The sequence below is a fragment of the Mameliella sp. MMSF_3455 genome (assembly GCF_030733205.1).
Classification (GTDB): domain Bacteria; phylum Pseudomonadota; class Alphaproteobacteria; order Rhodobacterales; family Rhodobacteraceae; genus Antarctobacter.
Map to the genome: position 1 here is coordinate 24,045 of NZ_JASHJL010000035.1, position 19,398 is coordinate 43,442.

A 19,398-nucleotide genomic window follows, 5' to 3' on the forward strand; every position below is an offset into this window, starting at 1 on the left:
CCTTTCATTCAGATGCGGCGGCGACGATAGCCCCGCATCGCCGGGATGAACAGGGCCGCGGTTTGCTCTCTCCCCGCGTTGCCATGCCCGAGCGCCCGCCCTGCTTCTTCTCTCTGAAAATACTCCAAAACGGGGCCGCAGGCCCCGCCGCGGGGGGGGATCGGCCCGCGTCAGCGGGCCGAAACCCGTCTCAGGCCGCGTCGGCGCGGGCGTCGCGGATCAGCCGCAGGATGTCCTGCGCCGCCTCGGGGATATTGGTCCCCGGACCAAAGATCGCCTTCACGCCGGCGTTGTACAGGAACTCGTAATCCTGCTGCGGGATGACCCCGCCGCAGATCACGATGATATCCCCGGCGCCCTGTGCCTGCAGTTCCTTGACCAGTTGCGGCGCCAGGGTCTTGTGACCCGCCGCCTGGCTGGAAATGCCGATCACGTGCACGTCGTTGTCGATCGCGTCCTGCGCGGCCTCTTCTGGCGTCTGGAACAGCGGGCCCACGTCCACGTCGAAGCCGATGTCGGCAAAGGCGGTGGCGATCACCTTGGCGCCCCTGTCATGGCCGTCCTGGCCCATCTTGACCACCAGCATGCGCGGACGGCGTCCCTCGGCCTCGGCGAAATCCTCGACCGATTTCTGAATGGCGGCAAAGCCCTCGTCGCCCTCGTAGGCGGCACCGTAGACGCCCGCCAGTGTCTTGACCTCGGCGCGGTGACGGCCGAATTCCTTTTCCATTGCCATGCTGATCTCTCCGACAGAGGCGCGCGCGCGGGCCGCTTCGACCGCCGCGTCCAGTAGGTTCCCCCCTTCTTTCGCCCGGCGCGTCAACTCGTCCAGCGCCGCCTGGCAGGCCGCCTCGTCGCGGCTGGCCCGGATCTTTTCCAGGCGCGCCACCTGGCTTTCGCGCACCTTCTGGTTGTCGATGTCGAGGATATCGAGGTCCTCTTCCTTCTTCAGCCGGTACTTGTTCACCCCGACGATCACGTCGTCGCCACGGTCGATGTCGGCCTGGCGGCGGGCGGCGGTCTCCTCGATCCGCAGCTTGGGCATGCCGCTCTCGACGGCGCGGGTCATGCCGCCCATCTCGTCGACTTCCTTGATCAGGTTCCAGGCTTCCTCGGCAAGGTCATGGGTCAGCTTCTCGACGTAGTAGGAACCGGCCAGCGGGTCGACCACCTTGGTGACCCCGGTTTCCTCCTGCAACACAAGCTGGGTGTTGCGGGCGATGCGCGCGCTGAAATCCGTGGGCAGGGCGATGGCCTCGTCCAGCGCGTTCGTGTGCAGCGACTGGGTGCCGCCAAGGACCGCCGACATCGCCTCGTAGGCCGTGCGGATGACGTTGTTGTAAGGGTCCTGTTCGGCCAGGCTGACGCCCGAGGTCTGGCAATGGGTGCGCAGCATCTTCGACCGGGGGTTCTGCGCGCCCAGTTCCGTCATGATCCGGTGCCACAACATCCGCGCCGCGCGCAGCTTGGCCACCTCCATGAAAAAGTTCTTGCCGATGGCAAAGAAGAACGACAGCCGCCCGGCGAACTTGTCGATGTCCATACCCGCCTCCATGGCGGTCTTCACGTATTCCTTGCCGTCGGCCAGGGTGAAGGCCAGCTCCTGCACCAGGTTCGCGCCCGCCTCCTGCATGTGGTAGCCGGAGATCGAGATCGAGTTGAAGCGCGGCATCTCGTTCGACGTGTATTCGATGATGTCCGAGATGATCCGCATCGAGGGCGCGGGCGGGTAGATGTAGGTATTGCGGACCATGAACTCCTTGAGGATGTCGTTCTGGATGGTCCCGGACAGCACCGACTTGTCGTGGCCCTGTTCCTCGCCCGTCACGATGAAGCTGGCCAGCACCGGGATCACCGCGCCGTTCATGGTCATCGAGACGGAAACCTTGTCCAGCGGGATGCCGTCGAAGAGGATCTTCATGTCCTCGACGCTGTCGATGGCGACCCCGGCCTTGCCCACGTCACCGACAACGCGCGGGTGGTCGCTGTCATAGCCGCGGTGCGTGGCCAGGTCGAAGGCGACCGAAACCCCCTGCTGACCGGCGGCCAGGCCGCGGCGGTAGAAGGCGTTGGATTCCTCTGCGGTCGAAAAGCCGGCATATTGCCGGATCGTCCAGGGGCGGCCGGCGTACATGGTCGCCTTGACGCCGCGGGTAAAGGGCTCTGCCCCCGGCAGGGTGCCCATGTGGGGCAGCCCCTCGATGTCCTCGGCGGTATAGAGCGGCTTGACCGCGATGCCTTCGAGCGTGTTCCAGGTCAGGTCGTCCAGCGGGCGGCCCCGCAGTTCCTTTTCAGCCGTCTCGCGCCAGCTTTCGGGCAGATCCGTCATCCTCTTGTCCTCTCTTCAAATCGTATGGCAGCCGGGTCCGGATCTCTGTCCCGGTTGACGGCTGCGGGGTCTCTGTCAGTGTGGCCAGCCCGTCGGCGCCCGCGCGCAGCCAGGCCAGGTCCTGTTCGTAGGCTTGGCGCAGGCGCGCCGATTGAACCTCGTCGAAGGGCGACCAGCGTGTCGGCACAGGGGCCTCCTGCAGGCCGCCCGTATCCTCGCCGCGCGCCTCGAGCGCCGCCTGCAGGGCGGTGGTGTCGGGACGGCGGTTTTCCAGGAACCGCCCGGTTTCCGCCGGCGGCGGGTCCGCTTCGCCGGTCATGACCTGCAACAGCAGGTCGGGACGGTCTGCGAAACATTCGAAGGGCGTGACCTGGATCCGGGCATCGGGACAGGCGCAGGCCAGATCGGTGATGACCGCGCGCCAACTGCGCGGGCCCTGCGCCAGCGCGGCAATCGCATCCGGCGCCGGGCGCGACTGCCCGCGCGGCACCAGATAGGCCACCACCGAGGCCCACCAGTGATCCAGCGAGCGGATCTGCAGGGTGATCTGGACCGCGCCCCCGGCCGCCGAGGAAAGACGCGCCATCCGTTCGCCGATCGCAGGGTAAAGCGCCTGCTGCCGCAGGCAGTTGCGCGCGGTGCCGATCATGTTCTCATCGGTGATGACCAGGTGGCGCAAGCCGAGACCCCGTGATTTTTCCAGGTTCACGCCCAGGCGTCCGGCGGCGCGGCGGGCGGCCCCGGGCGACCCGGGCCGTTCGACCACGTCGTAGAGCAGGCCGTTGCGGGTCCGGCGCGGCCCCCAGAAGCCGATGCCGCGCGGTTTGAGCGCGGCCCCATGCGCGCGCAGGTAGGCCTGGAAACTGGTGGTGGCGGTGCGATGGGCACCGGCGTGCAGGATGATGTCCATCAGGCAATGCTCCCCGGTCGCGACCCCGCGGCGCGGGCTGCGCCGGGGTCCTGGAACGGGCCCGAACCTGCATCGGGGCGGGTGAGGAAGCCGTTAAAGATAAAATTTTTCCGGGCACTGGCGCAGGAAAGCTGTGCAGCCCGCCGGTCCGCGCTTATATCTTGGGACATGCATGGATTGACCCGACTGATCGCCGCTGCCCTGATGGGCGCCTTTGCCAGTACCTCGGCCGCCCAGGGGGCCGAGACCACGGATGACTTCGAGATGATCCGCCCCGCCGCCGAAACCTCGCTGGAGGATTGGCTGTGGATCAAGCGGCCCGTCGTCGTCTTTGCCGACAGCCCTGCCGATCCGCGGTACGTCGAGCAGATGAACCTGATCACCGAACGTCTGGACGCGCTGGAAGAGCGCGACGTGGTTGTGATCACCGATACCGATCCCGGAGCGCGCAGTTCGACCCGGCAAAAGCTGCGCCCGCGCGGCTTCATGCTGGCGATCCTGGCCAAGGACGGCAGCATCGTGACCCGCAAGCCCGGCCCCTGGTCGGTGCGCGAGATCTCACGCTCGATCGACAAGCTGCCCCTGCGCCAGCAGGAGGCGCGCGACAGGTAGGCCGCGTCGCGGTTCAGACGTTGCCGCGCAGGAAAAAGGCGATCTGCGACGGACGGTGCAGCAGCACCAGCGCGTTGGTGGCGGGATCGTAGATCATTACCGTCTCGTCCGACATCAGCGCCAGGTAGACATCGGCCTGAAAACTCGGGTCCATGCAGGCGCGGGCCGGGCCGACAAAGCTGGAGATCAGGCCGAGCCCCTCGGAGAGATTGACCGACATCAGCGCCTCGGACACCATGTTGGGGGTCATGCCGGGGATCTCGAAGGCCACCGCGCGACCCTGTGACAGCAGGTGCTGACCGGCGCGCAGGTCCCCGACCCGCCGCAAGGGGCCGGAGGCGCGCAGATCTCCCGAAATCGTATCGAAGATCGCCGCCGTGCAGGTCCCGCGCGAGGTAAAGACCCGCGTCTGCGCCAGGAAGACCCAGCCGCCAAGCTGCGCGCGCACCGCCTCTTCGGTATCGAGGCGAAAACAGCCCGTCAGCAGTGCCGCGAGGGCCGCAAGTCCCACCATCTGCCGAAGAAACCGCACCGGACCGCCCTGCCCCTTTGCCCCCATAAGTTGCGGGCAGGCTAGCGCCAAGGCGTTTAGGATCCGTTGCCGAGAGCCGGTTCATGCGCCGCCCCCCGTTTCCGCCTGCGGCGCGTCGCCTCGCTGGCTCAGCTGCAGGGCAACGCCACCGATCCCGTACATCAGACCATAGCCAAGCAGGCTGCCGGCCCCGGCGGCCAGTATACGGAAATAGACGGCGCAAAAGACGAGCGTCATGATCGCCAGCACAACCAGCGGTCCGCCCAGGTAAAAGCCCCAGCCGGGCAACAGATCCAGGAGCGCCGCAACCAGCGCCAGGTAGACGGCATAGCCGGTCCCCACCGAAACGATGGAGACCGCAAGCGCACTGCCGACAAACAGCGCGTTGCCGCCCTCTGTCGGCACCACGAACCAAAGCCCGACCGCCACCACCCCCGACACCACCAGCCCGGCGACGAACGCCAGGCTGTGCATGACCCAGATGCGGAGGGCGCGGCGGAACATGCCTTATTCGAACTCCATGATGACGTCGTCGACGGCCAGGCTGTCGCCCGGTCCGGCGTTGATCCTGGACACCACGCCCTTTTTCTCGGCCCGCAGGATGTTTTCCATCTTCATCGCCTCGACGGTGCAGAGCGCCTGGCCCTCCTGCACTTCCTGCCCTTCCTCGACGTCGACCTTCACGATCAGGCCGGGCATCGGGCAGAGCAGCATCTTGGAGGTGTCGGGCGGCAGTTTCTCGGGCATGAGCCGGGCCAGTTCGGCCTGCCGGGGCGAGCGGATGTGGACGCGCAGATCGGCGCCACGGGTGCGCAGGCGGAAGCCATGCGTGACCTTGTCGACCTTCAGCACCAGCGGCGCGCCGTTCAGCTTCATGCGGGCCAGCGTGTCGCCCGGGGTCCAGTTCCCCTCGACCCGCAGGCTTGACCCATCGGCGAAATTGACTGTCGAGCCATCGGGATCGGCGTCGATGACGACATCGTAATCGACCCCTTGCAGGCTGACGACCCAGTCGCTGCCGACGCGGCGTTCGTGGTTGCCCAGGCGCCCGGTGACGCGGGTGCGCCGGATCTCGGCCACGCGGTTCATCGCGGCGGCGGCGGCGGCCACGCGCTTCAGCTCATCTTCCCCCAGGGTCACGCCTTCGAAGCCTTCGGGGTACTCCTCGGCGATGAAGGCCGTGGTCATGTCCCCCGAGATGAACTTGGGGTGATCCATCACGGCGGCGACGAAAGGCAGGTTGTGGCCGATGCCTTCGACCTCGAAACTGTCGAGCGCGTTGCGCATGGTCTCGATGGCCGCGTCACGGGTTTCGCCCCAGGTGCAGAGCTTGGCGATCATCGGGTCGTAATACATGCTGATCTCGCCGCCCTCGTAGACGCCGGTATCGTTGCGCACGATGCCCTTGCCCAGCGGGCCTTCCTCGGGCGGGCGGTAACGCGTCAGCCGGCCGATGGAGGGCAGGAAGCCGCGATAGGGATCCTCGGCATACAGGCGGTTCTCGATGGCCCAGCCGTTGATCTTCACGTCGTCCTGGGTGATCGACAACGGCTCGCCATTGGCCACGCGGATCATCTGTTCCACCAGGTCGACGCCGGTGATCAGTTCGGTCACCGGGTGTTCCACCTGCAGGCGGGTGTTCATTTCCAGAAAGTAGAAGTTCTTGTCACCGTCGACGATGAATTCCACCGTGCCGGCGCTGGCATAGCCCACGGCCTTGGCCAGCGCGACCGACTGTTCGCCCATCGCCTTGCGGGTTTCGGGGTCAAGGAAGGGGCTGGGTGCCTCTTCGACGACCTTCTGGTTGCGGCGCTGGATCGAGCATTCGCGTTCGTTAAGGTAGATGCCGTTGCCATGCGCGTCACACAGCACCTGGATCTCGATGTGGCGCGGCTGCGTGACGAATTTCTCGATGAAGATCCGGTCGTCGCCAAAGCTGCTGGCCGCCTCGTTCTTGGACGACTGGAAGCCCTCGCGCGCCTCGTCGTCGTTCCAGGCGATCCGCATGCCCTTGCCACCGCCGCCGGCGCTGGCCTTGATCATGACCGGGTAGCCGATCTCGTTCGAGATCTTCACCGCTTCCTCGGCGTTGTCGATCAGCCCCATGTAGCCGGGGACCGTGTTGACCTTCGCCTCCTGGGCGATCTTCTTCGAGGTGATCTTGTCCCCCATCGCCTCGATCGCGCCCTTGGGCGGGCCGATGAAGGCGACGCCGGCGGCCTCGAGCGCCTCGGCGAATTTCGGGTTCTCGGACAGGAAACCATACCCCGGGTGGACCGCCTGAGCGCCCGACTGCTTGATGGCGCCCATGATCTTGTCGATCACGATATAGGACTGGTTGGCCGGCGGCGGGCCGATGTGGACGGCCTCGTCAGCCATTTCGACGTGCAGCGCGTTCTTGTCGGCATCCGAGTAGACGGCCACGGTCTTGATGCCCATCTTGCGGGCGGTCTTGATGACCCGGCAGGCGATCTCGCCCCGGTTCGCGATCAGGATCTTGTCGAACATGTCTGTCCCTTCTTCTTGGCCCGCAGGGGGGCTGCGTCTGAACATGCAAACGCCGCCCGGGGCATGGACCCCGGACGGCGTTGAAATGGATCTGTGGCGGCGCCGGTCAGGCGCGCGCGGATCGGATCAGCGGTTGCGGCAAACCTCTGGCGTGACGTCGTCGCAGACGACACCGGCCGCGCCGCCGACGGCGGCACCGGCGGCAACGTTGCCGCCCGTCGCGGCTGCCCCGGCGGCACCGATGCCCGCGCCGATGACGCCGCGTTCGATGTCCGTGCCTTCACAGGCGGCCAAGCCGAGGGTTGCGGCAAGTGCCGCGGAAATCGTGAGAATACGCATGAGGACCACTCCTTCTCCCATGTCAGTGCGTCGGGATCATTGTCCAACAACGCGGCGTGGGAAAGTTGGTTCCTGCACACATGGCGACAGGCGGCAAGAACCGGCGCAAGGCCGGCAACAAGTCGCCGAAAGACCGGGTCAGCAGCGTGAGGGGTAGCGGCTGCAATAGCTGATACTGTTCGCCACTCCGACCTGCGAGCCGGAGAGCACGTTGACGTCAAGCGCCACGGCGTCCTCGCCCTTCTCGCCCAGTTTCTCGCCACAGGCCGCAAGCGCGACCAGCGCGACCAGCGCCAAGGATGTGCGGAGCGTGTTGGTGTCCCTTCCGTGCATGTGAGGTTCTCCTCATCGTTCTGCGACTGCTCGTGGGAAAGGGAACACCATGTCGCAGAGAAAATCCAGCCTCTTGTCCCGACGTCACCCGCAGGGCGCGAATATCCGCCAACCCCTTGACCAAGAGCGATTTTCTTGTGGGGACGACAGAATTGGGGCGGTCGGGCCGGGGACTGACCTGACCGCCCCGAGGGGGGTTGGGTTTCGCGGGGACGTAGGGACGAAATGAGACCTTCGCCGCGACCCGTGATCACGCTTACAGAAACGCCACGATCTGCAAAGCCCGCATTGCGTGCAAAATTTCCATCGGCAATCGCCCGCGCAATCCGGCGGTGGATTGGCAAGAAAGCGCCCAAGGTCATTCCCAGTCCTCCGACGGATCGAAGGCCTCCGGGAAGGCCGCCCTTGCGGCGGTCTCGTCGATGACCAGGAGCGCGTCGTAGCTCTCCGGGTCGAAGGGATCGTCGTAGGGCAGGACCTCGCGGCCAAAGAGCCAGGACAGGCGGCCCGCGTCGAGGTTGCCCCGCTCAAAGGGTTCATCCCCGAAATGCCGCCAGAGCGCGGCCATGAACGCGGTATCGGCGCGACGGTCGGCAGGCCGGCGGTCGCGGTAGCGCTCTCGGCGAGTGATCGGCGTGACGCCCTTGGGGTTGGCGCGGCGGATCGTGAACTGGAAATCGGTGCCGGTCAGACGGCCCGGGAACCCGCGGTGCTTCAGCATGTGCCCGCCTCCCCGAACGAGGAAGACGGCACAGCGGTTGATCGCGCGCCATGATGGCGCGCAACGATGGCATTGCTCGTCCGTTCTCCGCCTGCTGCCCCGAACCGGCGGAAAGGCGGGACGGACGCGCGCGCCCGCCCCGATAGGTTCTTACTTGTACTTGCCCGTGTAGACCGGCTCGACCGAGATGGGCTCGGGATCGACCACGATGTACTCTTCTTCTTCTTGCTGCGCGCAGGCGGAAACGCCGGCGATGACAGCAAACATGGCAAGCAGCTTGATGCTCTTGGACATCTTCTACTCCTGTCTAGTGCAACGAAACATTCAGCGCGCAAGCGCCCTGCCTGTCCCCGTTCAGAGGTTTTGATTGCTTGGGTGCAATCACCCCGGACACTACCCGAGTGCCGGGAAAAAAGATACGCACCCCCGGGCAACGAATCAGGTTGTGACTCAGAAGCCTCATAAAGTTGTCCACATGAGAGTCGTATCGCAAGATATTGTGGAGCCATCAGAAAGCCTCCCAGATGCAGAGGTCGCTTTGGATAAAGAAACTCTCGAAAAACTGCGTTACATCGGGGGTCATGACCCCGAAATCGACCGGCTCGGACATCAGCGTGATCACGATGGTGGCCGGTTCGCCACCTGCCTCTATCACCCGGCGCAGCGCGTCCTGGGTGCACAAGAGCTCGATATCGCCCGCCACTTCCTCGAAGGACAGTTCGGCGCTGTCCAACGCCGGTACGACGTAGCGGACGCGCCAGAGCGGCGGTTCGGCGACGACGTCGTGATAGGTGAATTCCAGCCCCGAGGTCGGCAGGATGTCCCGAAGGACTGGAACCGTTTCGTCCTGCGCGTGCAGCGGCCCGCCAAGGGCCAACAGCGTCAGGATCTGTGCGAAAAACGGACGGCAGCCCCGGCACCTGCGAGCGATGCTCGCGGCTCCTCCCACCGGGGCCGCCAAAGCCCCGGGCACACCCGGGGCGCTAACTCTGGACCGGATCATCGGCGGCCCTCCGCTGCCCAACGCAGCCAGCGGGCGCGATGCGCCGGGCTGTCGAGCAGGTCACGGATGCGGTTTTCCGTGCCCTGTGGCGCGCGCCCTTGCAGGCGCCCCCCGGCACGTACGGTCAAGCCGTCTTCCGTTGCGTCAACCTGTATCACCGGAGAAAAACCGCGCAACCCCTGAAGTGCGCGCCAGAGGTCCTGCCGGATATGGCGCGCCAGCCGCGAGGGGCGTACCGGCGGAAAGTCGCCGACCGCCGAGACATCGAACCGTGGCGGCCAGTGCCGCGCCAGGACGTAGTGCCCCGGTTCGTCCCGGATATGCCATGCGTCGCGTTTCATGCCCTCACCCATTTCCGCAGCCGGGCCATTAGCCCGCGCGATTGCGCCGCAAGCGCGGCGGCCTGCGCCCGTTCCTGTTCCGCCCGCTCGATGAAGATCATCGCATAGGGGCGCAGCGCCTCTTCGGACCCGCCTTCCAGGCGCTTCATCACCTTGTTGTAAGGCACCGCGCTCAGCCCGCCTTCGCGCAGGGTCAGCGGCTCTCCCCGCGCACCCGCGACCCAGCCCCCGGCCCCGGCACGGATGATCACCTCGCCGACATAGCAGGCGGCCGCCTGCAACAGCAGCCGGAACCCCGATCCGCCGCCCTCGCCCTGGGCGAGGTCGTCCAGGATCTCCTCGACGAGTTCGAGACTGTCGAGGCTGAAATCCATGTCACGCCCGTAGACGTCGCGCGCCGTCTTGACGAAGGCTAGCGCGACCTGCGGCGCCCGTTCCGGAGCGGGGATCATGCGCGGGTCTCCGGCCGTCAAAGCGGGATGTTGTTGTGCTTTTTCCAGGGCATCTCGCGTTTCTTGTCGCGCAGCATGGCAAAGGCCCGCGCCACGCGCCGCCGGGTCGACCGAGGCTGGATCACCTCGTCGATGAAACCACGTTCGGCGGCGATGAAGGGATTGGCGAAACGGTCTTCGTATTCCGCCGCGTGGCCGGCGATCTTGTCGGCATCGTCGAGATCCGCGCGAAAGATGATCTCTGCCGCGCCCTTGGCCCCCATGACGGCGATCTGCGCCGTGGGCCAGGCATAGTTGATGTCAGCGCGCAGGTGTTTCGACGCCATCACGTCATAGGCACCGCCATAGGCCTTGCGGGTGATGACTGTGACCATCGGCACCGTCGCCTCGCCATAGGCAAAGAGCAGCTTGGCACCGTGCTTGATCACGCCATTGTATTCCTGGCTGGTGCCGGGCAGGAAGCCGGGCACGTCCACCAGCGTCAGGATCGGGATTTCGAAACAGTCGCAGAAGCGCACGAACCGCGCCGCCTTTTTCGAGCTGTCGATGTCCAGAACGCCCGCCAGCACCATCGGCTGGTTCGCCACCACGCCCACAGTCTGCCCTTCGAGCCGGATGAAGCCGGTGATGATGTTGCCCGCGTGATCAGCCTGGATCTCGTAGAAATCGCCTTCGTCCGCGACCTTCAGGATCAGTTCCTTCATGTCGTAGGGCATGTTCGGATTGTCGGGGATCAGCGTGTCGAGGCTGGGTTCGATCCGGTCGACGTCGTCGAAGAAGGGACGGACCGGGGGCTTTTCGCGGTTGGACTTGGGCAGGAAGTCGACCAGCCGGCGCACCTCGGCGAGAGCTTCGACGTCGTTTTCAAAGGCGCCGTCGGCGACGGAGGATTTCTTGGTGTGGGTCGATGCGCCGCCCAGTTCCTCGGCGGTGACAACCTCGTTCGTCACGGTCTTGACCACGTCGGGCCCGGTCACGAACATGTAGGACGTGTCCTTCACCATGAAGATGAAGTCGGTCATGGCCGGGGAATAGACGGCGCCACCGGCACAGGGGCCCATGATGACGCTGATCTGCGGAATGACGCCGGAGGCCTCGATGTTGCGCTGAAAGATCTCGGCATAGCCGGCCAGGCTGTCGACACCTTCCTGGATCCGGGCGCCGCCCGAATCGTTCAGGCCGATCACGGGGGCGCCATTCTGTACCGCCATATCCATGATCTTGCAGATCTTCTGGGCGTGGGTGGCCGAGACCGATCCGCCCAACACGGTGAAATCCTGGCTGAAGACATAGACCATGCGGCCGTTGATCGTGCCCACGCCGGTCACGACGCCGTCACCGTAGGGGCGGTTCTTTTCCATCCCGAAATCGGTACAGCGATGGGCCACGAAGGTATCGTATTCCTCGAAGCTGCCCTCATCGACCAAAAGCTCGATCCGTTCGCGCGCGGTCAGCTTGCCCTTGGCGTGCTGCGCGTCGATGCGTTTCTGCCCCCCGCCCAGGCGGGCGTTCTCACGGCGGTCGTGCAGTTCCTGGATAATGTCTTTCATCTGGCGGCCCCTTTCGCTTTGGCGCGAAAATACAGGGGAATCCCGGCGCCTCAAGGATTTCCTCGCAAATTTGCAAAGCCGGGAAATATCGACCATCGCATAATGCAAATATGAAAATTACATGCTGATGGCATGTAATGTATGGACATTTCTCACGGTGCGCCCTACCCCCTTTCCGCATGAGCCCGAATTCTCCGGCGCGCTTTCTCGACCGAAGCACCCCGCCACATATCGCAACACTTGTCCTGATGGCCGGCATGTCCGCGCTGGCGATGAATATCTTCGTGCCGGCCCTGCAGATCATGGCGGACTGGTACGCGGTGGATTACGCGCTGATGCAGGCCTCGGTCACCGGCTACCTGGCCGGCAACGCGGTGCTGCAACTCTTTATCGGGCCGATCTCGGACAAGCTGGGCCGCCGCCCGGTAATCATGGGCGGCATCGCCCTGTTCATCCTGGCCACGATCGGCTGTCTGATGGCGACGAACATCACGGTCTTCCTGATCTTCCGCATGCTGCAGACCACCATCGTGGTGACGATGGTCCTCAGCCGCGCGGTCGTGCGCGACCTCTACCCGCCGGACGAGGCCGCCTCGATGATCGGCTACGTCACGATGGGCATGTCGCTGGTGCCGATGCTGGCGCCGGTGCTGGGCGGCCTGCTGGCGGAAACCTTCGGCTGGCATTCCAACTTCTGGCTGATGCTGGTTCTGGGCGTGCTGCTCTACTGGCTCTGCCACAAGGACCTGGGCGAGACCAAGGCCAGCAGCGGGCTGAGCCTGGCGCAGCAGTTCCGGGAATATCCCGAACTCTTCCGCAGCCCGCGTTTCTGGGGTTATGCCCTGGCCTGCGCTTTCTCCTCGGGCGCCTTCTTTTCCTATGTCGGCGGCGCCTCCTTCGTCGGGATCGAGGTCTTTGGCCTCTCGGCCAGCCTCCTGGGCCTGCTCTTTGGCGCCCCGGCGATCGGCTACGCCCTTGGCAACGGCTTGTCCGGGCGTTTCTCCGCCCGGTTCGGAGTGAACACGATGGTGCTCTGGGGCGGGTTGACCGTCGCCAGCGGTGTCGGCCTGTCGCTGATGCTCTTCGCCTTCGGCCTTGGCAATGCCTTCACCTTCTTCGGCTTCATGACGCTGGTCGGACTGGGCAACGGGTTGACGATCCCCAACGCCACCGCCGGCGCGCTGTCGGTCCGCCCGCATCTGGCAGGCACCGCCTCGGGCCTGTCGGGCGCCATCATGCTGGGCGGCGGCGCGGCCCTCTCGCAGCTTGCCGGGATCCTGCTGACCGAGGATGCGGGCGTCTGGCCGCTTCTCTGGATCATGTTCGGGTCGGGCGCGGCCTCTGTCGTGGCCGCCATATTGGTGATCCGCCGCGCAAAGAGCGTCGGGGGGCTGGACGTGGCCTGACAAAGTTTGCATCTTTGCGCGACTCATTGGCAAAGATGCAAATATGGCCACCCAAAAACTCTATGCGGGCGCCAAGCTGCGCGACATCCGCACACGCCTGAACCTGACGCAAAAGGATTTTGCCGCCAAGCTCGGCATCTCCCTGCCCTACCTGAACCAGATGGAGAACAACAACCGGCCGGTCAGCACCACCGTGGTGTTGGCCCTGGCGCAGGAGTTCGGTTTTGACGTGACCGAGTTGGGCCAGGGCGACGCCGAACGGCTGGTCACCGACATGCGCGAGGCCCTGGCCGATCCGATCTTCGGCGAACACAGCCCCCAGTTGGCCGATCTGCGCCTGACCGCCTCCAACGCGCCAGTGCTGGCGCGGGCCTTCCTGGCCCTGCACCGGGCCTACCGCCAAACCCATGAACGCCTCGCCTCGCTGGACGAGGCGCTGGGACGCGAGGGCGCCCAGCTGCAACCCAGCCCCTGGGAAGAGGTACGCGATTTCTTCCACTACTGCGACAACTACATCGACGCGGTGGACCGCGCGGCGGAACATTTCGCCAAGCTGCACGGCAACGAGACGGACATGCGCGCCGCCGCGATCGAGCGGCTGGAATCGCGCGGCATCACGGTGCGGCAGTCGCAGGGCGCGCCGATGCGCGCCTTCGACGAAGACCGCCAGGAACTGGTCCTGTCCTCGCTGCTGCCGGTGGAAACCCAGACCTTCCAGCTCCTGGTCCAGGTGGCGCTGTTGCGGCAGAACCAGCTGCTGGAGGCGACGCTGGACCTTGCCCGCTTCCAGAGCGACGAGGCCCGCGCCATCGCCAAGCTGGGACTGGCAAACTATTTCGCCGGCGCCGCGATGATGCCCTACAAGGCCTTCCTCTCGGCGGCACAGGAAACCCGGCACGACCTGGAACTGCTGGCGGCGCGCTTCGGTGCTTCGATCGAGCAGGTCGCGCACCGGCTCTCGACGCTGCAACGGCCCGGCGCCAAGGGCGTGCCCTTCTTCTTTGTCCGGGTGGACCAGGCAGGCACGATCACCAAGCGGCACTCGGCCACCCGGCTGCAATTCGCCCGTTTCGGCGGCGCCTGCCCGCTCTGGAACGTGCACCGCGCCTTTGAAACGCCCGGCCGTTTCCTGCGCCAGCTGGCGGAAACCCCGGACGGGGTGCGCTACATCAGCCTTGCGGTGGATGTTTCGAAAACCGGCGGTCACTTCGGCGCGCCGGTCCGCCGCTACGCCATTTCCATCGGCTGCGAGGTGCGCCACGCGGCGGCCCTCGTCTATGCCGACGACATGGATTTCACCCGCCCCAGCGCCTTTGAACCGATCGGGATCAGCTGCCGGATCTGCGAGCGCACCCATTGCCACCAACGCTCTGTTCCACCGCTGGAAAAGCGCCTGACCACCACGCCCAACCACCGCGACGTGCTGCCTTATCGGCTGGACTGACCGCGCCGGTCTTCGTTCTGGTGGATTCTGAAGATCCGGACCGCCGCGCCACAGGCGAACGATCCGGCAATCGCGTCATCAGGCCAAACGCGGAAAAAAGCGCGCGGACGCGCTCATTTCGGCATTCAGGTCAGGCGTCCCGGCAGGGGAACCGTCGCGCAAGGTCCGCCATGATCGCGCAATCCGCACCGTCGAGTGCGCCCTCCGCCCAGGGGCGAAAACGCATCCGCACCGCAGCCAGCACGGCGTCGCGTGTCTCCGGCGTCACCTCGTAGCCAAAGGTCCGGCAGTCACGCCAGAACTGCGCCTCATCCCGGTCCACTTCGCATTTCTCGGGCCAGATCGCCAATCCATTCAGCGCCAGGCGGCGCCAGTCGAACCGCCCGCCGGGGTCGGTCTTGCGGCCAAGCGCGGTGTCGGAATGGCCCACGACGCGTTCCGGTGGCACAGACCAGCGGGAACAGATGCCGCGCAGCACGTCCTCCAGCGCCGCCATCTGCGGCTCGGGGAATGGATGAAAGCCGGTGTTTGCCAGTTCGATCCCGATGGAATGCGAGTTCACATCCGCCACGTCCCCCCAGCACCCGCGTCCGGCGTGCCAGGCGCGATCGTCCTCTCGGACCAACTGCCAGCAACACCCGTCCTCGGCGAGGACATAGTGACAGGAGACCTCGCTTTCGGGATTGCACAGCCAGTCGCGCGCCGCCTCGGCGGATGTCATGGCGGTGTAGTGCAACACCACCATGTCCGGCACGGAGACAACGCGACGTTCACCGAAATTCGGCGACGGATACCATTCAGGCCTTAGCGTCACCGCGGGGGTCAGCCGCCGCGCACCGCGCGGAAAGGTGCAGGATTCCAGGTGCAGGCAAAGCCGTCGCCATCCGGATCCATGCCCTTGCGGTCCTTCTCCGGTCCGCCCATCCGCAGGAAATCCTCCTGCGCGAGGTCGGCCGAGGTATAGGTCGAACAGGCCCGCTGATACCGCGCCTGCGCGTTGAAGCTCGACCGTTTGTACAGCGCCGTGCCGACCGGGTTGGTCGTGCGCAGGGCGTATTCGACGATATTTGGCGCGTCCGTGCCGGGGCGTTTGGGCAGCGCCTCGGGTTGAACCACGGTGTATTGCGCGCGGTTGCGTTCGATCAGGCGGGCGTCGGCGTCAATGTCGCGGGTCCGCGACACGGCGGTAAAGTCGTTCTCCCCCGAGATGCCGCGCGCGTTCGACACGATCTGCGGCGGCGGGTTCGACGGGTCGGCCTCGACCGGATCGACACCGGAATTGGCCTGACGCGCGGCTGCCGCCGCGCGGGCCTCGTCCGCGTCGATGGGGCCGGACTGGACATCCGGCGCCACGGGGATGGGCCCGGTGGCGCCGTTCAGCTGCGCCTCGCGGCGAGCCGCATAGTCGTCATAGTTGCCAAAGCCGACCCCGGTGCCCGGGTCAGCCGCCCCGGCACCGCTGTCGGGAACACTGGGTTCGCAAGCTGCCACGGCCAAGGCCGCCACAACCAGTAGATAGTTCCGCATCGTCTGTCCTGCCTGTGCTTTTGACGCGGGCCTTACCACCATTTCGCCGGTTTTGCCACAAATCCCGCGGCCTGTTCGAGCGCGTAAGCGGTATTCAGCAAGTCGCCTTCTTCCCAGGGTCGGCCGATCAGTTGCAGGCCCAGCGGCAGGCCCTCCTTGCTAAGACCGGCGGGCACGCTGATGCCCGGCAAACCGGCAAGGTTGACCGTCACGGTGAAGACGTCGTTGAGATACATGGCGACCGGATCGGCCTCCGTCATCTCGCCCAGGCCGAAGGCGGCCGAAGGAGTCGCCGGCGTCAGGATCGCGTCGACGCCCTGGGCAAAGACATCCTCGAAGTCCTTCTTGATCAGCGTCCGCACTTTCCGCGCGCGGTTGTAGTAGGCGTCGTAGAAGCCCGCCGACAGGACGTAGGTGCCGACCATGACACGGCGCTTGACCTCATCACCAAAGCCTTCGGCGCGGGTCTTTTTGTACATCTCGACGATGCCGTCACCCTGGCTCAGCTTGGCCCGGTGGCCGTAGCGCACGCCGTCATAACGCGCGAGGTTCGACGACGCCTCGGCCGGGGCAATCACGTAATAGGCGGGCAGCGCGTATTTCGTGTGCGGCAGGCTGATATCGACAATCTTCGCGCCCGCATCCTCCAGCATCTTGCGGCCTTCGGACCACAGCGCATCGATCTCCTCGGGCATCCCGTCCATGCGGTATTCGCGCGGGATGCCGATGGTCTTGCCCTTGATATCGCCGGTCAGCATGGCCTCGAAATCCGGAACGGCAAGGTCGGCAGAGGTCGAATCCTTGGGGTCGTGTCCGCACATCGCCTGCAGCATGATGGCGCTGTCACGCACGTCCTTGGCCATCGGCCCGGCCTGGTCCAGCGAGGACGCAAAGGCCACGATCCCCCAGCGCGAGCAGCGCCCGTAGGTCGGCTTGATGCCCGTGATGCCGGTAAAGGCCGCGGGCTGGCGGATCGAGCCGCCGGTATCGGTCCCGGTCGCGCCAAGGCAGAGATCGGCCGCCACGGCAGAGGCCGAGCCGCCCGAGGACCCGCCCGGGGTCAGCTGCGCATCGTCATTGCCGCGCCGCCAGGGGTTGACCGCGTTGCCATAACACGAGGTCTCGTTCGACGAGCCCATCGCGAATTCGTCCATGTTCAGCTTGCCCAGCATGACCGCGCCCGCATCGAACAGCTGGCTGGTCACGGTGCTTTCGTACTCGGGCTTGAAACCGCCGAGGATGTTCGAGGCGGCCTGGCTTTCCACGCCCTTGGTGCAGAACAGGTCCTTGATGCCCAGCGGAATACCGCAAAGCGAGGGAGCATCCCCTGCCTTGATCCGCTGATCCGCGGCGGTGGCCTGGTCGTGGGCGATCTCGGGGGTCTTGTGGACAAAGGCGTTCAGCACGCCGGCCCCTTCGATCGCCGCCAGGCAGGCCTCGGTCAGTTCGATGCTCGTCACGTCGCCCTTGCGCAGCGCATCGCGGGCCTCGGCGATCTTCAGCTTGGTCAGTTCGCTCATCACTCAACCACCTTCGGAACCGCAAAGAAGCCTTCGCGCGCATCGGGCGCGTTCGACAGGACCTTGTCGACCATGCCGCCATCCGTCACCCCGTCCTGACGGCGTTTCAGCCGCATGGGAGTGACCGATACCATCGGCTCCACGCCCTCGACGTCGACCTCGTTCAGCTGCTCGATAAAGCCGAGGATGTCGTTGAAGGCATTGGCCAGCGCCGGCAGTTCTTCTTCTTCCACCTTGATGCGGGCCAGGTGCGCCACGCGTGCCGCGGTCTCGATGTCGATCGACATGGGGGCCTCTTTGACTGTGAATTCAGCGCAGGCTTTACCGCCCCGCCCCGCGCGCCGCAAGCACATGCCGCGTCCAGACCTCGATCATCCATCCCAGCATCACCGCATTCAGCAGGTGCCACAGGAAATGCGTGCCCAGAGGGATCACGTTGCACAGCGGTTCATCGAGCGTGCGCGCCAGCATCGACACCAGCAGGATCGCCACCCCGATTCCAAGTCCCCGCGCCGTTTCGGGCGCCCGGTTGCGCAGGAGAATGGCGTAGATCGCGATCAGCAAGGGGATCGGGCCATAGCTGGCCGTCCCGCCCAGCCAGGGAAGCATCTGGAACAAGGGCACCGTCGCCGCGGCATAGGGAAAGAACAGCGCCGTCACTCCAAGCGACACCCAGACGCCCAGCCCCCAGAAATCCCGGTTCGCAGCATAGATGAACACCAGCGTATAGAGCAGGATGGGCAGGACATCGGCCAGTGCGGCCCAGGGCTGCGCGTAGGTGTGAAACAGAAAAGAGCCGATCCCGATCGCCGCCAGAAGGGCACAAAGCACCCGGCCCAGGCCGAAGGTCCGGCGCCACATCAGAACCGCGGCGATGACGAAGGCGGCATTGGTCACCGCGTTGACCGGCTCGGCCCAGAACCCGGGATCGATCCGCTCGCAGTACCCGTCGATCGCCCGGGTCCAGCCTCCGTGATCGTGTTGTCCAGCCATCTGTCATCCTTTCCTATCCGCCCCGCCCCCTGGCCAGACCAAAGCTAGCGTCACCGGCAGATCCTGCTAGGGTCGGCCCCACAGCATTATCTACGGAGCGTGACATGCAAATCATCTGGCTCGGCCACGGCAGTTTCCGCATCGAGATCGGCACCGAGGTGCTCTTGATCGACCCCTGGATCAACGGCAACCCGATGATGGAAGGCCAGGATGCGGAGGCCGCGCTGAAGGGGGCGACACAGATCCTCGTGACCCACGGCCATTTCGATCACACCAGCGACATCGTCGAGATCAGCCGGAAAACCGGTGCGCCGGTCTCGGCCATCTTCGAACTGGCCGCGCTCCTGACCGGCCAAGGCGCCAACGAAGGTCATGCCTTCAACAAGGGCGGCACCGTCCAATTCGGCGAAGCCTCGGTGACGATGGTGCCCGCCTCGCACAGTTCCTCGATGCAGGTCGCGGGCGCGACCACCTACACCGGCATGGAAACCGGTCTGGTGATCAAGGGGGACGGCCATACGGTCTATTTTTCCGGCGACACCTGCATCATGGCCGACATGGCCTGGATCGCCGAGTATTTCCAGCCGGACATCGGCATCCTCTCCGCCGGCGGCTACTACACGATGGACATGGACCAGGCGGCCTGGGCGGCAAGGAAATACTTCGACTTCAAGACGGTGATCCCCGGCCATTACCGCACCTTCCCGGCGCTGGAGCAATCGGCAAAGGTGCTTGCGGACGGCCTGCCCGGCGTGAATGTCATCGAACCGCAGGTGATGCAGCCGATCACCGTCTGACCCGAACCTGTTCCCTGGTGAGCCTTGAGCGGAAACACGCGCGTCAGCGCATCCATGACGGGTCGGTGGGCGGGCGATGCG

22 protein-coding genes are annotated in these 19,398 nt (G+C 65.5%); 4 read left to right on the forward strand and 18 right to left on the reverse strand.

The window, feature by feature from the left end; all coding sequences use genetic code 11:
* Window positions 1–190 precede the first annotated feature (190 nt).
* Window positions 191–2,329: a methylmalonyl-CoA mutase gene (gene scpA, locus RBB42_RS20780; protein WP_305971486.1), complete on the reverse strand. Its 2,139-nt coding sequence runs from the start codon at window positions 2,327–2,329 to the stop codon at window positions 191–193.
* Entirely contained in the window at window positions 2,292–3,239 is a 948-nt protein-coding gene (locus tag RBB42_RS20785; protein WP_305971487.1) for a hypothetical protein, read from the reverse strand. The genes scpA and RBB42_RS20785 overlap by 38 nt, the downstream gene beginning before the upstream one ends.
* Before the next feature lie 168 nt (window positions 3,240–3,407).
* Here RBB42_RS20785 and RBB42_RS20790 point away from each other — a divergent pair, with 168 nt between their 5' ends.
* Window positions 3,408–3,851 (forward strand): DUF4174 domain-containing protein, encoded by a 444-nt coding sequence (locus RBB42_RS20790; RefSeq protein WP_305971488.1) that lies wholly within the window; start codon window positions 3,408–3,410, stop codon window positions 3,849–3,851.
* Between the two features lie 13 nt (window positions 3,852–3,864).
* Here RBB42_RS20790 and RBB42_RS20795 read toward each other — a convergent pair whose 3' ends face one another.
* From RBB42_RS20795 to RBB42_RS20845, 11 genes are all read right to left on the reverse strand, one after another.
* Entirely contained in the window at window positions 3,865–4,434 is a 570-nt protein-coding gene (locus tag RBB42_RS20795) for a protein kinase family protein (RefSeq protein WP_305971489.1), read from the reverse strand.
* A 30-nt stretch (window positions 4,435–4,464) separates the two neighbouring features.
* Entirely contained in the window at window positions 4,465–4,887 is a 423-nt protein-coding gene (locus RBB42_RS20800; RefSeq protein ID WP_305971490.1) for a hypothetical protein, read from the reverse strand.
* Window positions 4,888–4,890: 3 nt separating this feature from the next.
* Window positions 4,891–6,891 carry an acetyl-CoA carboxylase biotin carboxylase subunit gene (locus RBB42_RS20805; protein WP_305971491.1) on the reverse strand — a complete coding sequence of 667 codons (2,001 nt, stop codon included), beginning with the start codon at window positions 6,889–6,891 and terminating at the stop codon, window positions 4,891–4,893.
* A gap of 126 nt (window positions 6,892–7,017) precedes the next feature.
* Window positions 7,018–7,230: a hypothetical protein gene (locus RBB42_RS20810; protein ID WP_219514082.1), complete on the reverse strand. Its 213-nt coding sequence runs from the start codon at window positions 7,228–7,230 to the stop codon at window positions 7,018–7,020.
* A 138-nt stretch (window positions 7,231–7,368) separates the two neighbouring features.
* Window positions 7,369–7,563, reverse strand: a complete 195-nt coding sequence (locus RBB42_RS20815) for a hypothetical protein (protein WP_305971492.1) — start codon at window positions 7,561–7,563, stop codon at window positions 7,369–7,371.
* Window positions 7,564–7,921: 358 nt separating this feature from the next.
* Complete coding sequence (locus tag RBB42_RS20820; RefSeq protein ID WP_305971493.1) at window positions 7,922–8,284, reverse strand: hypothetical protein; 363 nt, start codon at window positions 8,282–8,284, stop codon at window positions 7,922–7,924.
* A 150-nt stretch (window positions 8,285–8,434) separates the two neighbouring features.
* Window positions 8,435–8,578, reverse strand: a complete 144-nt coding sequence (locus RBB42_RS20825; protein WP_162846276.1) for a hypothetical protein — start codon at window positions 8,576–8,578, stop codon at window positions 8,435–8,437.
* A 214-nt stretch (window positions 8,579–8,792) separates the two neighbouring features.
* Window positions 8,793–9,287: a DUF6497 family protein gene (locus RBB42_RS20830; protein ID WP_305971494.1), complete on the reverse strand. Its 495-nt coding sequence runs from the start codon at window positions 9,285–9,287 to the stop codon at window positions 8,793–8,795.
* Window positions 9,284–9,628 carry a hypothetical protein gene (locus RBB42_RS20835; protein WP_305971495.1) on the reverse strand — a complete coding sequence of 115 codons (345 nt, stop codon included), beginning with the start codon at window positions 9,626–9,628 and terminating at the stop codon, window positions 9,284–9,286. Before RBB42_RS20835 ends, RBB42_RS20830 begins: the two co-directional genes overlap by 4 nt.
* Window positions 9,625–10,080 (reverse strand): hypothetical protein, encoded by a 456-nt coding sequence (locus tag RBB42_RS20840; protein ID WP_305971496.1) that lies wholly within the window; start codon window positions 10,078–10,080, stop codon window positions 9,625–9,627. The genes RBB42_RS20835 and RBB42_RS20840 overlap by 4 nt, the downstream gene beginning before the upstream one ends.
* Window positions 10,081–10,097: 17 nt before the next feature.
* Window positions 10,098–11,630, reverse strand: coding sequence for an acyl-CoA carboxylase subunit beta (locus RBB42_RS20845; protein ID WP_305971497.1), 1,533 nt, complete (start codon window positions 11,628–11,630; stop codon window positions 10,098–10,100).
* Window positions 11,631–11,809: 179 nt separating this feature from the next.
* Here RBB42_RS20845 and RBB42_RS20850 point away from each other — a divergent pair, with 179 nt between their 5' ends.
* Together RBB42_RS20850 and RBB42_RS20855 are read left to right on the forward strand one after the other, a co-directional pair.
* Window positions 11,810–13,036 (forward strand): multidrug effflux MFS transporter, encoded by a 1,227-nt coding sequence (locus RBB42_RS20850; protein WP_305971498.1) that lies wholly within the window; start codon window positions 11,810–11,812, stop codon window positions 13,034–13,036.
* A gap of 43 nt (window positions 13,037–13,079) precedes the next feature.
* Window positions 13,080–14,480 carry a helix-turn-helix domain-containing protein gene (locus RBB42_RS20855; protein WP_305971499.1) on the forward strand — a complete coding sequence of 467 codons (1,401 nt, stop codon included), beginning with the start codon at window positions 13,080–13,082 and terminating at the stop codon, window positions 14,478–14,480.
* Between the two features lie 130 nt (window positions 14,481–14,610).
* Here RBB42_RS20855 and RBB42_RS20860 read toward each other — a convergent pair whose 3' ends face one another.
* Genes RBB42_RS20860 through RBB42_RS20880 form a run of 5 tightly spaced genes read right to left on the reverse strand, consistent with a single transcriptional unit; the run spans window position 14,611 to window position 18,520 of the window.
* Window positions 14,611–15,294 (reverse strand): N-acetylmuramoyl-L-alanine amidase, encoded by a 684-nt coding sequence (locus RBB42_RS20860; RefSeq protein ID WP_500862279.1) that lies wholly within the window; start codon window positions 15,292–15,294, stop codon window positions 14,611–14,613.
* Window positions 15,295–15,302: 8 nt separating this feature from the next.
* A complete protein-coding gene (locus RBB42_RS20865; protein WP_305971500.1) occupies window positions 15,303–16,007 on the reverse strand; it encodes a hypothetical protein in 705 nt (234 codons plus the stop codon).
* A gap of 32 nt (window positions 16,008–16,039) precedes the next feature.
* The gene (gene gatA / locus RBB42_RS20870) at window positions 16,040–17,527 is read right to left on the reverse strand and encodes an Asp-tRNA(Asn)/Glu-tRNA(Gln) amidotransferase subunit GatA (RefSeq protein ID WP_305971501.1); all 1,488 of its coding nucleotides are present in this window, start codon (window positions 17,525–17,527) and stop codon (window positions 16,040–16,042) included.
* Entirely contained in the window at window positions 17,527–17,814 is a 288-nt protein-coding gene (gene gatC, locus RBB42_RS20875; RefSeq protein ID WP_305971502.1) for an Asp-tRNA(Asn)/Glu-tRNA(Gln) amidotransferase subunit GatC, read from the reverse strand. The genes gatA and gatC overlap by 1 nt, the downstream gene beginning before the upstream one ends.
* Before the next feature lie 34 nt (window positions 17,815–17,848).
* Complete coding sequence (locus RBB42_RS20880; RefSeq protein ID WP_305971503.1) at window positions 17,849–18,520, reverse strand: ceramidase domain-containing protein; 672 nt, start codon at window positions 18,518–18,520, stop codon at window positions 17,849–17,851.
* Window positions 18,521–18,624: 104 nt separating this feature from the next.
* Here RBB42_RS20880 and RBB42_RS20885 point away from each other — a divergent pair, with 104 nt between their 5' ends.
* Window positions 18,625–19,317 carry a metal-dependent hydrolase gene (locus RBB42_RS20885; protein ID WP_305971504.1) on the forward strand — a complete coding sequence of 231 codons (693 nt, stop codon included), beginning with the start codon at window positions 18,625–18,627 and terminating at the stop codon, window positions 19,315–19,317.
* Window positions 19,318–19,398: the final 81 nt, after the last annotated feature.